Raw genomic sequence first — 12,941 nt, 5'->3', positions numbered from 1 at the left:
TATTCCATTTGGCCGCCGAGGGTGGCACTATTCGCATATGAGCCAGTTCAGCGTCTTCGAGAGCACCGTGGTCATCCACCTGCCGGTGCACCGTGTCTGGGAGCTGCTTACCGATTGGGCAGCAACACCCTTGTGGATCCATGGCATCGGTTCCATGCATTCGGACGACCCGGAACTCAAGGTCGGCACCAACCTCGTGTACCGCGTGGCCGGACATGAACGCGTGTATCGCGTCCATGACCTTATCGAGAACCGCCTGCTGATCCTGCATACCTCGGAAAATCCCGATGGGCTCTCCTACCGCTACGACCTGAAGGATGACGCGGGGCACACCGAGGTAGTGCTGCAGGTGGCGATCATCAATCCGGACCTGACAGTGGAGCAGTGCGAGGAGCTGGCGGCGAATATCCGTGAAAGCGAAGGCGACAAGCTGGACCAACTGCGGCTCTACGCAGAGCAGGCTCCCTGAGCGGCAGGCGTTGGCGGGCAGCTATTTGGCAGAGCCGGGAGCCGGCGCCGAGGCGTAGGCCTTCGAGTTCTCCAGCTGGCCATTGAAGAGCTGGTCCACGGTGACCGGGGTGTAGCCAGCGGCCTTCAATTTCTTCACCAGATCCGGCACGGCCTTGATTGAGCTCTCATGGATGTCATGCATCAGGATGATCGATCCCGGCTGGACTTCGTCCATGGCGATGCGCACGGTCTTCTTCGGATCATGGTGCTTCCAATCCAGGGTGTCCACATCCCATAGCACCAACGGGTAGGGGACCAGTCGATCATAAACGGCGCCGTGGCTCCCATAGGGAGGCCGGAAGACGGTCGGCTTCTTCCCGGCAGCCTTTTCCACCGCATCGCTGGTCCACCCCAGCTCATGCTCGATCTGCTCCCGGGTCAGCGACGTGAGATCCGCATGGTCCCAGGTGTGGCTGCCCAGCTGGTGGCCTTCGGCAGCCATGCGCTTGACCGTCTCGGGGTACTTGGCGATGTTCTTCCCGACGAGGAAGAAGGTCGCTGGCGCATCCGCCGCCTCCAGTTCGTCGAGCAGTCGTCCGGTGTATTGGCCGGGACCGTCATCGAAGGTCAGCGCCACGCAGCGGGCCACGGTGCAGTCCACCTGCTCGCTGGTGGCAGAGGCGGTCGGTTGCGCATCGGGCGCAGGTGCAGATACCGGGGAACATGAAACCAGGCAGGCCAGTGACAGCGGCAGCAGCAGGGACCGGCGCGCCACGCCGGGCAAACGGAAAATCATCCTTCCACCATCTCGCCAACCCGCAGCGATGCCCGGGACCTACACGCCCAAAGCCGCTGGGAATTTGATCCGTGCTCGCCTAACGCCAGCTGGCCGGAGCCTCTCAGCCGCGCCCGCCGTCCAGCGCGGCCGGGACAGGGTCCGAGAGCGGATGCGCGATCTCGTCGTGGGCAAATTTCCCTGCCCACCAGGCGATGATTCCGAACAATGGCGAGGCGAGGCCGGCGATGATGAAAATCGCCTGCAGGCTGAGCACCTGGGTCAAGGGCCCGGCGGCCGCCATGGACAGCGGCATCAGCGCCAGCGAGACGAAGAAATCCAGGCTGGAGATCCGTCCGAGCAGATGGCCCGGCACCCGGCGCTGGAGCAGGGTGCCCCAGATGACCATGCCCACGGCGTCGGTGATGCCGAAGGCCAGCAGGATCGCGAACAGCATCCAGGCTTCATCGACATAGCCCACCAAAGCCAGGGGCAGGGTGCCCAGGCACCAGCAAGCGGTCATCAGGCTCAGGTAGCGCCGCGGGAATTTCGCGGAGGCGACCAGCATCGAGCCGATTGCCGAACCGAGGCCGAAGAAGGCCAGGGCGAAGCTGAATAGCTGTGCATCCCCGTGCAGGTTGCCGCTGACGATGAACGGGAGCAGCACCTCGAAGGGGCCGATGAAGGTGAACACGGAAATGACCGAGAACAGCAGCGTCCACAGCAGCCAGCGGGTGCGCACCGTGTAGCCGATGCCCTCGCGCAGCTGGCGCAGCATCCCGGGCTGCCCCTGGCCGTCAACTGGTCCTGGAGCGTTGTACGCCTGGTGGTTGGGGATCCGGCGCAGCATCAGCAGCGCCGCCAGGTGGATCACCGCGATGCCGACGATGGCATGGGCCGGCGACAGCGCGGCCACAACGAAGCCTGCGGCCATCGGTCCCAGGGCGGTGTGCACCACCGGACGGGCGGTTCCCTCCAGCCCGTTGGCGGCCAGCAGCTGCTCGGCGGGCAGCATCTTGGGCAGCAGCGCCGAGTAGGCCGGGTAGAAGAAGGCCGAACCTGCCCCGGTGCAGAAGCCGGCGAGGATCAGGTGCGACAGCTGCAGGGCCCCGGTCATGGCGAGCACCGCGGTGACGACCATGACCGCCAGCGATAGCGCCTCGACCAGCATCACGATGCGCCGGCAGGAATGGCGGTCCGCCATGATCCCGCCGAGCAGCACGAAGCAGAGCAGCCCGGCGGCGCTGGCGGTGGCCACCGCTGACAGCTCCACCGGTCCGCCGCCCAAGCGGCGCACCTGGTAGACCATTGCCACGGCCCACATGCCGGCGGCAAAGGTGGAGAAGACGAGTGCGCTGGCCAGCAGGGCGTAGTCGCGGTAGGCGAACGGCTTGATGAGGCGCAGCGCAGAGGTTTTGAGTGCGCTCATGAAAGCTCCTGCGGTAGTGCGTAGGAACTATCATCCATCCAGTGATTGAGTTCTGTCAATCAGTGAGGAGGCTTTAAAGAAGCCGGGGACCATGCGGCGGCGCATGATCCCCGGGAAACCACTGGAAACTACTCGGCGTCGTGGTCGGTTTCCAGGATGGCCGCCAGCTGCTCCAAGACGGCCTCGGCACCTTCGCCCTCGGCACGCAGCACGACGGTGGAACCGTATTCCGCGCCAAGGCCCATCAGCGAGAGGATGCTCGACGCATCCAGCGCCTCGTCGGCGGGTTCGCCCTCGTGTGCGATGGTGACCTCAACGGGCGCTTCGGCCGCGGCCTCGGCGAAGATGGCTGCCGGGCGGGCATGCAGTCCGACCCGGCTGCCGATGATTGCTGTACGTTCTGCCATGATGGCTCCTTCGGGTTTTCGTGAATGGTTGATTGCGGTAAATTACGGGGCCTAGAGGCCAAAGCGGTCCAGCTCGCCCAATTGCGCGCGCACGGCACTGCGTGCCGCCTCGGCGGACTCGGCGTCCAGGGCCAGCTGGGCCAGGCGCTGGGCGGTGGCCAGATCCACGGTGCGCAGCACCGCGGCGACCGGTGCCAGGGCCCGCTTGTTCATCGACAGGGTGCTCACACCCAGCCCCACCAGCACTACGGCGAGGGCCGGGTCGGCGGCGGCCTCGCCGCACACGCCAACCGGCTTGCCGCCGGCTGCCTTGGCACCGGCGGCGGTGGCGGCCACCATGTGCAGCACTGCCGGCTGCCAGGGGTCGTTGAGCTCGGCCAGGGCACCGAGCTGGCGGTCCGCCGCCATGGTGTACTGGGTCAGGTCATTGGTGCCGATGGAGACGAAATCGCAGCGCTGCAGGATCTGGCCTGACAGCATGGCCGCCGAAGGGACCTCGATCATCGTCCCGGCGGTGGCCAGCCCGGCTGCCGTGGCAAGCTGCGCGAACTGCTGCGCTTCGGATGGAATGGAAATCATCGGCGCCATCACCCAGACCTCGGCCTGGTGCTCACCGGCGGCCTGCGCGATGGCTTCGAGCTGGCGTTCGAGCACCCCCGGGCTGGACAGGGTCGTGCGATAGCCGCGCACGCCCAGGGCGGGGTTCGGCTCGCTGGCGTCGGTCAGGAACGGCAGCGGCTTGTCGGCCCCGGCATCCAGGGTGCGCACCACGACCTTCCGGCCGCCGAAGGCGGCGAAGACCGCCCCGTAGGCTTCGACCTGCTCTTCGCGGGTCGGCTCCTTGTCCTTGCCCAGGAAGCAGAATTCGGTGCGCAGCAGGCCCACGCCCTCGGCTCCCGCCGCGGCTGCCAGCTGCGCGTCGACGCCGCTACCCACATTGGCCAGCAGCGGGACATGGTGCCCGTCAGAAAGCTGGCCGGTGCCGGAAAACTCCGGCAGCTCCTCGCGGTTGGCGTAGGTGGCGGCCAGGTGCTCTTCGGCTGCTCCGGGATCGGCGATGACCAGCCCGTCGATGCCGTCGACGAAGACCTGGTCCCCATCGGCCAGCGCGGTGGTGCCGGGCGCCGCCACGACGGCCGGAAGGCCCAGCGAGCGGGCGATGATGGCGGTATGCGATTGCGGCCCGCCATCGGAGGTGACCAGCGCCAGGACCTTCGCCGGATCCAGTGTCGCGGTATCGGCCGGAGCCAGATCCACCGCGGCCAGGATGAACGGCTCATCCGAGTCGGGGATGCCCGGTGCGGGCACGCCGCGCAGCTGCGCGACGATGCGGGCGCGCACATCGAGCACGTCCCCGGCGCGTTCGGCCATGTAGCCGCCGAGGGCCGACAGCTGCGTGGCCACCGCATCGGCGGCCTCCCAGATGGCCGATTCGGCGCAGGTGCCCGAGGCGACCAGCTTGGTGGCGGACTTAAGCAGGGTGCGGTCGCTGGCCATCAGCGCGGTGGCCTTGAGCACCGCCTGGGCATCGCCCGTGGCCTGCGCCGCGCGCCCCTTGAGCTGGGCTGCCACCGCTTGCGCGGCCGCGGCCAGGCGCTCGGCCTCGGCTTCCGGGCTGGAGCCTGCCGGCAAGGGGGCGCCGTCTGCGGGCGGGAGGATGGGTTCGGGCATGCGGCGCACGGATCCGATGACCCGTCCGGCGCTGACGCCTACTCCGGTGAATGCCTGGCTCATGCTGCGGCCTTTGCCTGTTCAGCGGCCCGGGCGGGGGCCTTGCGGACATATTTCTTCAGGATGATCACCAGCGCCGCGGATACCAGCATGCCGATCACGGTGGCCAGCAGGAACATCGGCCAGGTGCCGTCCATGGCGAAGAAAACGAAGATGCCGCCATGCGGCGCCTGGGAGAGCGCATCGAAGCTCATGATCAGCGAGCCGGTGACCCCGGCGCCCACCATGGAAGCAGGGATGACGCGCAGCGGGTCGGCCGCGGCGAAGGGGATGGCCCCTTCGGAGATGAACGCGGCGCCCAGCAGCCAGGCCGCCTTGCCGTTTTCGCGCTCGGCGGCGGTGAACAGTTTCGGCGAGAGCGCGGTGGCCAGCGCCATGGCCAGCGGCGGAACCATGCCGGCTGCCATCACGGCCGCCATGATCATCAGCGGGGCGGGGTTCTCCGCGACCGAGCCGGTGCCCAGGCCTGCCACGGCGAAGGAGTAGGCCACCTTGTTGACCGGTCCACCCAGGTCCACCGCCATCATCAGGCCCAGGATCAGGCCGAGCACGGCCGCTGCGGCGCCGGACATGCCCGAAAGCCAGTCGTTCAGCGCCAGGGTCAGCTTGGCGATCGGCCCGCCGAGGAAGAGGAACATCAGCCCGGAGGCGATGATCGAGCCGAGCAACGGCACGATGACCACCGGCATCAGTCCGCGCATGAAGCGCGGCACGGACCAGGAATTGATCCAGCGGCAGGCCAGGCCGGCGATCAGGCCGCCGATGATGCCGCCGATGAATCCGGCGCCCATGAACCCTGCCACCGCGCCGGCGGTGAAGCCCGGGGCGATGCCGGGGCGGTCCGCGTAGGCGTAGGCGATGTAGCCTGCCAGTGCCGGAACCAGGAAGGACATGGACAGCGAACCGATCTTGAACGCGACGGCGCCGAGATAGGCACCCAGCGGGCCGAACGGCGCATCCAGCTGCGACATCACATCGGCGCCGGGCAGGTTGAACAGGGTGCTGGAACCCAGCACGCCATCGGCCACGCCGCTGATCGAGTACCCGCCAAGCAGGAAGCCCAAGGCGATGAGCAGGCCGCCGCCGGCGACGAACGGGATCATGTAGGAGACGCCGGTGAGCAGTGCGCGCTTCAGGCCTGCGCCGAAGGATTCGCTGCCGGCGGATTCTTCGCTGGACGCGGCGGCACCGGCGGGAATGCGGCGTGCCTGGGGATCTTGGGAGGCGGCGATGGCGTCATTGATCAGCTTTTCCGGCTCGTCGATGCCGCGCTTAACCGGAACCTGGATCACCGGCTTGCCGGCAAAGCGGCCGCGGTCGCGCACATCCACGTCCACCGCGAAAATCACTGCGTCGGCGGCTTCGATGACCGCCGGATCCAGCGGGGTGGAACCCGAGGAGCCCTGGGTTTCCACCGCGAAGTCGACACCCATTTCGCCGGCGGCCTGGGCCAGCGAATCGGCTGCCATGTAGGTGTGCGCGATGCCGGTGGGGCAGGCGGTGACCGCGATGATCTTCTTCGTGGCAACGGCCGGGGCGGCCGGCGCGGCGGGGCTGGCAGCCGGGGCAGCGTCGGGGAGGGAGACCGCCGGGGCGTCGGAGACAACCGCGCGGATCAGCTCGACAATCTGAGCTTCGCTGCCTGCTTCGCGCAGCGAGGCGGTGAACGGCTTCTTCACCAGCGCGCGGGCCAGCTTGGAGAGCAGCTTGAGGTGGGCCTGGTCGGCGCCGTCCGGGGCGGCAATGAAGAACACCAGGTCGGCTTCGCCGTCCTTCGCGCCGAAGTCCACCGGCGGGGCCAGCCGGACCATGGCCAGGGTCGGCTCGGTGACCGCTGCCGAACGGCAGTGCGGGATGGCGATGCCGCCGGGCACCCCGGTCGCGGTCTTGGCTTCGCGGGCCTTGGCATCGGCGGCCAACGCGGCGGCGTCGGTGGCGCGCCCCTGGCTGGCCACCAGCTGGGCCAGCTGCTCGATGACCCCGCTCGTGCTGCTGCCCAGGTCGGCGTCGAGCAGCACGAGCTCTGCGGTGATTAGTTCACTCATGACTCGGTTCCTTGAGTTGAGGTAAGTTCGCTGACGGTTACGGCGCCAGCGGTGAGATCGGATTCGGCCGGGATGGTGGAACCCGGCAGCCGGGTTGCCGCGGCCCCGTAGGCGACGGCGTTTCTCAGCTTCTCGGGGGCGCTGGCTCCGGCAGCATCGGCCAGCAGGTAGCCGGCGAGCGAGGAATCGCCCGCCCCCACCGTGCTGCGCGGGGTAATCGGGGTGTGCGTTCCGTGCCAGGCTCCGGTCTTGGTGACCAGCAGCGCGCCCTGTGCCCCGAGCGTGGCCAGTACCGCGCCGGCGCCCCGGTCCAGCAGCTGCTGCGCGCAGCCGGCGGCCAGCTCGATGGAGCCTTCCAGTGCCGCTTCGCTGTAGCCGCCAGCCAGCTGCGCCAGTTCCTCGGCGTTGGGCTTGACCAGGTCTGGGATGTGCTGCTGGCCGTGGGCAAAGAGCTCGAGCAGCGGTGCGCCGGAAGTGTCCACGGCGATCTTCGGGCACTTTGCGCCCAGGGCCGCGCGCAATTTTGCGGTCAGCTGCGCATAGAAGCCGGCGGGAACTCCCGGCGGCAGCGAGCCGGCCATCACCAGCCAGCTGGCGCCGGCGGCCGCTTCGGCGACCAGCTCGCCGAGCTCGGCCAGCTGCTGCGCATCAAGGGCGGGACCTGGCTCATTGATCTTGGTGGTGGTGCCATCGGGATCGGTCAGGGTGGTGTTGGTGCGCAGCGCTCCGGCGATCGGCAGGTTCCGGTGAGCCAGCTGGTCGTGGGCCAGCGCGGTGACCAGCGGGTCGGTGTTGGCTCCGGGCAGCACGGCCAAGGTGGCGCCACCCGCCGCGGCGATGGCGCGCGAGACGTTCACTCCCTTGCCTGCCGCCTGGACATGGCTGGCCACAGCGCGCTGCACGGCACCGGGAGCCAGCGGGTCGGCCAGCTCGATGGTCTTGTCCAGTGCCGGATTGGCGGTCAGCGTGATGATCATGCGATCACCACCTCGACATCCGCGGCTTCCAGCGCGGCAGCGAGCTCCCCGTCGGGCTGCTGGTCGGTGACCAAGGTGTCGATGTCTTCAAGCCGGGCAAAGCAGACCAGGGTTTCCTGGTCGAATTTGGATCCGTCGGCCAGCAGCACCACGCGGCGGGCGCTGGCGACCAGGGCGCGCTTGACGGCGGCTTCCAGCGGGTCCGGGGTGCTCAGGCCGAATCCTGCATGCAGCCCGTTGGTGCCGATGAAGGCGATGTCCGCCCGGTACTGGGAATATTCCAGCACGGTGCGTGCTCCGCTGGAGGCGCCGGTGATGCCGCGGACCCGCCCGCCGATCAGCTCCAAGGCGATATCCGGGCTGTGGACCAGGGCAGCGGCGATGGGCAGGGCATGGGTGATGACCACCAGGCCGTTGCCCGCGGCGCTTTTGAGCATGCGCTCGGCCAGGATTTCCGTGGTGGTTCCCGCGTCGATGACAACCGAGGCGTCGGAGACCGGCAGCAGGCTCAGTGCGCGCTGGGCGATGCGGGCCTTGGACTCGGAATGGATGGCGGTGCGCACCACGTAGCTTTCCTCGCGGGTGCTCGCCTCGGTGATGGCAACCGCTCCGCCGTGGACGCGGCGAAGGTAGTTCTCGGATTCCAGCTGGGCCAGATCCCGCCGCACGGTTTCCCGGGTGATATCGAAGCGCTGCGCGAGCTGTGCGACGGTTACTTTCCCGTCAGCTTCCAGCTGCTCAACGATCAGCCGGTGTCGTTCTTCGGCGAACATTCTTGCCTCCGCAATTCATCATGACCTGCAACACATTGATCTGTGTTTCCATGACTTTATGCCCGATTGTGTGGCATCGTCAAGTGAAAATGTGGAGAATTTTTGGCTTTATTTGGTTTTAAGTGGGTTTCGGGGGAAGGCGAGGAAATTGCATCGCGCATGATTGCGCAGGTGAACTGTACGTTCCTGCCGAATGAGCCGCGGGAAAAGCCCAGTCCCGTCGGCCTGCACGGAAACTCTGGAGCTGTTCCGAACACATAATGGGTGCATGCAGCGGAATGCTGCATGCACCCATTATGTGGAGCTCCGGACTTCCTAGGCGAGGACCTGTCGCTTCGAGGAAATCACGCCGGTGTTGAATCCGGCCAGGCGCAGACCGCCATGGAAGCGGGCGTGCTCGATCTTCACGCAGCGGTCCATGACCACGTTCATGCCCGCGGCCTCGGCGCGATGGGCCACTTCCTCGTGCCAGGAGCCCAGCTGCAGCCACAGGGTCTTCGCGCCCACGGCCAGGGCCTCGTCCAGCACGCCGGGCAGGTCATCATGCTTGCGGAAGACCTCCACCAGATCCGGGGTCTCCGGAAGATCGGCGAGCGACTTGTACACCGGCTGGCCCAGGATCTCGTCGAGTACCGGGTTGATGAAGTACACCTTGTACCGTGAGGAGGAGAGCAGGTAGGTGGCCACGAAGTAGCTGGCACGTGACGGCTTGTTCGAAGCGCCGACAATGGCGATGGTCTTCGTCTCGCGCAGGATCTCCAGGCGCTGCGCGGCTCCCGGGCCTTCCCAGGTGGTTTCAACGGCAGTCATTAGTTTGCTCCCTTCGAAGCAGTTGGCAAGGCGCAGGCGGAACCGTCATAAGTTGGCGCTTCGAACTGCGCGGCGGAACCGGCGGCAGCTTCCTGCGAAGCGGCCAGCGCTTGGTCCAGATCCCAGAGGATGTCTTCGACGTCTTCCAGGCCCACCGACAAGCGGATCAGGTCTTCTGGCACGCCAGCGGAGACCAGCTGCTCGGCGCTCAGCTGCTGGTGCGTGGTGGAGGCAGGGTGCAGCACCAGGGTGCGGGCATCGCCGATGTTGGCCAGGTGGCTGGCCAGTTGCAGCGCCTCGATGAACTTGGCGCCGGCTTCGCGTCCGCCCTTCACGCCGAAGCTGAAGACCGAGCCGACGCCCAGGGGCAGCAGCTCCTTGGCCTGCTCGTGCTGCGGGTGGGAATCCAGGCCTGCGTAGTTCACGTAGGTGACGCGCTCATCGGATTCCAGCCAGGCGGCGACCTGCTTGGCGTTGGACAGGTGGTTGTCCATGCGCTGCGGCAGGGTCTCCAGGCTCTGCAGCAGCTGGAATGCCGACTGGGCCGGCAGCGACGGACCAAAGTCGCGCAGCTGCTCGCTGCGCAGCTTGGTCAAGAAGCCGTATTCGCCGAAGTTGTCCCACCAGGAGACGTTGCCGTAGCTGGCTACCGGCTCGGTCATGGTGGGGAACTTGCCGTTGCCCCAGTTGAACTTGCCAGACTCGATGACGACGCCGCCCAGGGTGGTGCCGTGCCCGCCGATGAACTTGGTGGCCGAGTGGATCACGATGTCCGCGCCGTGCTCGATGGGGCGAAGGATGTATGGGGGAGTGAGCGTCGAGTCCACGACCAGCGGGATGTTGTGGCGGTGCGCGACTTCGGCCAGGCCCTTCAGGTCGGCGATGTCGCCGGACGGGTTGGCCACCACCTCGGTGTAGACGGCCTTGGTGTTCTCCTGGATCGCGGCTTCGAAGTCCGCGGGATCGTTGGAGTCGATGAAGGTGGTGCTGATGCCGAAGCGGCGCAGCGAGACATCCAGCTGGGTGATGGTGCCGCCATAGAGCTTGGAGGAAGCCACAATGTGGTCGCCTGCCTGGGCCAAGGCCGCGAAGGTGACGAATTCCGCGGCCATGCCCGAGCCGGTGGCAACCGCGCCGATGCCGCCTTCCAGCGAAGCCATGCGCTCTTCGAAGGCCGCCACGGTCGGGTTGCCGATACGCGAGTAGATGTTGCCGTACTTCTGCAGGGCAAAGAGGTTGGCCGCATCGTCAGCGTCCTTGAAGACGAACGACGTGGTCTGGTAGATCGGCACTGCGCGTGAGCCGTGCTCAGCATCGGGGGTGCCTCCGGCATGCAGGGCGCGGGTGCGGAATCCAAACTTGTGATCTGCCATGGTGGCTTACGACTCCTTGTCGATTGGGGTTTCGCGTGCACCGCAGGGCGGGCCGCGATCGAGGCAGGAATCCCGGAATCAATGTCGCTTCCTGCCGTTCTCCAACGGGTAAGCGGCTGCATCGTTTCTGGCGGTAGCACCGTAACCACCGGATGTGGCAGGTTGCTGCGGCGTCATCGAACCAGATCTCTCGGCCGCTCGGGATGGTGTAATAATCTTCGCAACATGACCGTTCGTGACCCAACTATGAGTCGTAACGTTGCGTATCGGACCTGTGATCGGAGATTCTTCGACATCTATGGCACCGGTAGGCTGGAGCCATGGATACTTCGCTGGCACTGGTTCGACACGGGCAGACCGATTGGAACCTTGCAGGCCGACTGCAGGGGCAAACCGACATCCCGCTGAACGAAACCGGACGCGAGCAAGCTCGCGAGGTCGGGCGCAAGCTCATCGGCCAAGACTTTTCGCTCATTCTGGCATCCCCTTTGGCGCGTGCCCGGGAAACTGCCGTGCTGATTGCCCAGCAGATCGGGGCAGCGACGGGCAACGCAGTTCCGGAACTCATTGAACGCGGTTTCGGCCCGCTGGAGGGCCGGAACATGGCGGAGGTCAGCGACAAGGAATCGGCTGCCGCCGCAGACCAGATTGAGCCGTGTGCGCACATCTTGAACCGCGCGGTGCCAGCGCTGCTGGGCCTAGCCAGCAAGCATGCCGGACGCAAGATCATGATTGTCAGCCATGGCGCCACCATGCGCACCATTCGCGACGCCTTGGCAGGAACCAGGCAAGCCCAAGGCGTGGAGAATGGCGAAATTATCGACGTGGATTTGGCCCGGCTTGAGCAGCTCGCCGGTGAATCCGACTTGGTGGCATTCTAGGAATCCGTGCGGCAGCGGGGTGAATGAAAAAATTTTTCATTCACACCTCACAGAACAGGTGGCCGTTGCGTTTACATGGTGAGAGGCCAGCAGGTCGCGAAATCCCAGGAGAGCCATGCAAGCACCATTTGAGCGGATAGTCCAAGAATATGGACTGAACGTCCTGCGTGTTTGCCGCGCCCTGCTGGATGAGCACCGCGCGCAAGATGCCTGGTCCGAAACCTTCCTCGCCGCGCTCAAGACGTACCCGCAGCTGCCAGATGATGCCAATGTCCTGGCGTGGCTGGTGCGCATTGCCCGGAACAAGGCCATTGACGAGTTGCGCAAGCATAAGCCGGAGATCCTTAATGACCAGGACATGGATGGTCCCGCGTCCGGGATGAACCGGCCGGATCTGCAGTTGGACAATCTTCAGCTCTGGCACGAGGTGAATCAGCTTCCCGGCAAGCAAAGGCAGGTCGTGGCCTATCGGTACCTGGGCGGGATGAGCTACGCGCAAATTGCCGAAATCCTTTCGGGCAGCGAAGCCGCTGCCCGCAGGGCCGGTGCCGACGGGATCAAGAACCTGCGGGTCCGGCTAGACGACCAGGAACTATGGCGGGAGCAGCCATGAACGAAAAAAATTATCAGCAGCAGGCGACGGCCGCTGAAATGCAAACCCTCGACGCGCTGCAAGGCCAGCTCGCTGAAAAAGCCCGCGCGCTTGAACTTGTCGATGTCGCCTATCGGATGGTCGACAGCCCAGTGGGTTCATTGCTGCTGGCCAGCACCGATGCCGGGCTGGTGCGGGTGGCATTCGAATCCGAGGGCCACGACCGGATACTTGAGCTGCTCTCGGAAAAGCTCAGCCCACGCATCCTGCGCGACAAGTCGAGCCTGGATGGGACCGCCCGGCAACTCGATGAGTACTTCGCGGGCACACGGCACAGTTTCGAGCTCCCGGTGGATCTGCAGCTCTCTACGCAGTTCCGCCGCCAAGTGCAGCTGGAACTGGGGCATATCGATTACGGGCAGACCCTCAGCTACGCCCAGCTGGCGCAGCAGATCGGCAAGCCGAAGGCGGTGCGAGCCGTCGGCTCAGCGTGCGCCACCAACCCGATTCCCATCGTGCTGCCCTGCCACCGCGTGCTGCGTACCGATGGTTCGCTGGGTGGCTACCTGGGTGGCTTGGAAGCCAAGACGGAACTGCTGAAACTGGAGAATCCGGACTTCGCCGGCAGCGCGGCGACGTTGTTCTAGCGGCCAAAAACTGCATAAAAAAGTGCTGGGCTGTTGCTCCCCATCAGGGGA

13 protein-coding genes and 1 riboswitch are annotated in these 12,941 nt (G+C 66.1%); of the genes, 4 read left to right on the top strand and 9 right to left on the bottom strand.

Annotated elements, in window-relative coordinates; translation table 11 throughout:
- The first annotated feature begins 37 nt into the window (after positions 1-37).
- Positions 38-469 carry an SRPBCC family protein gene (locus tag EKH49_RS10175; protein WP_038991977.1) on the top strand — a complete coding sequence of 144 codons (432 nt, stop codon included), beginning with the start codon at positions 38-40 and terminating at the stop codon, positions 467-469.
- 21 nt (positions 470-490) lie between these two features.
- Here the strand turns inward: EKH49_RS10175 and EKH49_RS10170 are convergent, their stop codons facing one another.
- The 9 genes from EKH49_RS10170 to EKH49_RS10130 form a co-directional block, all read right to left on the bottom strand.
- Positions 491-1,246, bottom strand: a complete 756-nt coding sequence (locus EKH49_RS10170; RefSeq protein ID WP_128470758.1) for a polysaccharide deacetylase family protein — start codon at positions 1,244-1,246, stop codon at positions 491-493.
- A gap of 103 nt (positions 1,247-1,349) precedes the next feature.
- Positions 1,350-2,654, bottom strand: a complete 1,305-nt coding sequence (locus tag EKH49_RS10165; RefSeq protein WP_128470757.1) for an MFS transporter — start codon at positions 2,652-2,654, stop codon at positions 1,350-1,352.
- A 128-nt stretch (positions 2,655-2,782) separates the two neighbouring features.
- Positions 2,783-3,061 (bottom strand): HPr family phosphocarrier protein, encoded by a 279-nt coding sequence (locus tag EKH49_RS10160; protein WP_038991974.1) that lies wholly within the window; start codon positions 3,059-3,061, stop codon positions 2,783-2,785.
- A 51-nt stretch (positions 3,062-3,112) separates the two neighbouring features.
- Positions 3,113-4,795, bottom strand: coding sequence for a phosphoenolpyruvate--protein phosphotransferase (gene ptsP / locus EKH49_RS10155; RefSeq protein WP_128470756.1), 1,683 nt, complete (start codon positions 4,793-4,795; stop codon positions 3,113-3,115).
- A complete protein-coding gene (locus tag EKH49_RS10150; protein WP_128470755.1) occupies positions 4,792-6,837 on the bottom strand; it encodes a PTS fructose transporter subunit IIABC in 2,046 nt (681 codons plus the stop codon). The genes ptsP and EKH49_RS10150 overlap by 4 nt, the downstream gene beginning before the upstream one ends.
- On the bottom strand, positions 6,834-7,814 hold the full coding sequence (locus tag EKH49_RS10145) for a 1-phosphofructokinase family hexose kinase (protein ID WP_128470754.1): 981 nt from the start codon (positions 7,812-7,814) through the stop codon (positions 6,834-6,836). The genes EKH49_RS10150 and EKH49_RS10145 overlap by 4 nt, the downstream gene beginning before the upstream one ends.
- A complete protein-coding gene (locus tag EKH49_RS10140; protein ID WP_128470753.1) occupies positions 7,811-8,587 on the bottom strand; it encodes a DeoR/GlpR family DNA-binding transcription regulator in 777 nt (258 codons plus the stop codon). The genes EKH49_RS10145 and EKH49_RS10140 overlap by 4 nt, the downstream gene beginning before the upstream one ends.
- Positions 8,588-8,902: 315 nt before the next feature.
- A complete protein-coding gene (locus tag EKH49_RS10135; protein ID WP_066143617.1) occupies positions 8,903-9,397 on the bottom strand; it encodes a CoA-binding protein in 495 nt (164 codons plus the stop codon).
- Positions 9,397-10,770, bottom strand: a complete 1,374-nt coding sequence (locus EKH49_RS10130; protein ID WP_128470752.1) for an O-acetylhomoserine aminocarboxypropyltransferase/cysteine synthase family protein — start codon at positions 10,768-10,770, stop codon at positions 9,397-9,399. The genes EKH49_RS10135 and EKH49_RS10130 overlap by 1 nt, the downstream gene beginning before the upstream one ends.
- Before the next feature lie 98 nt (positions 10,771-10,868).
- A riboswitch (SAM riboswitch) is annotated at positions 10,869-10,980 on the bottom strand.
- Between the two features lie 110 nt (positions 10,981-11,090).
- Between EKH49_RS10130 and EKH49_RS10125 the strand changes: the two genes are divergently transcribed.
- From EKH49_RS10125 to EKH49_RS10115, 3 genes are all read left to right on the top strand, one after another.
- Positions 11,091-11,651: a histidine phosphatase family protein gene (locus tag EKH49_RS10125; protein WP_128470751.1), complete on the top strand. Its 561-nt coding sequence runs from the start codon at positions 11,091-11,093 to the stop codon at positions 11,649-11,651.
- Between the two features lie 115 nt (positions 11,652-11,766).
- Positions 11,767-12,264, top strand: coding sequence for an RNA polymerase sigma factor (locus EKH49_RS10120; RefSeq protein WP_128470750.1), 498 nt, complete (start codon positions 11,767-11,769; stop codon positions 12,262-12,264).
- Entirely contained in the window at positions 12,261-12,890 is a 630-nt protein-coding gene (locus EKH49_RS10115; RefSeq protein ID WP_128470749.1) for a methylated-DNA--[protein]-cysteine S-methyltransferase, read from the top strand. Before EKH49_RS10120 ends, EKH49_RS10115 begins: the two co-directional genes overlap by 4 nt.
- Positions 12,891-12,941 lie beyond the last annotated feature (51 nt).

It is taken from the genome of Glutamicibacter sp. HZAU, assembly GCF_004100365.1.
Taxonomy (GTDB): domain Bacteria; phylum Actinomycetota; class Actinomycetes; order Actinomycetales; family Micrococcaceae; genus Glutamicibacter; species Glutamicibacter nicotianae.
The sequence above is the reverse complement of the archived record's forward strand: the minus strand, read 5'-3'. Positions and strand labels throughout refer to the sequence as shown.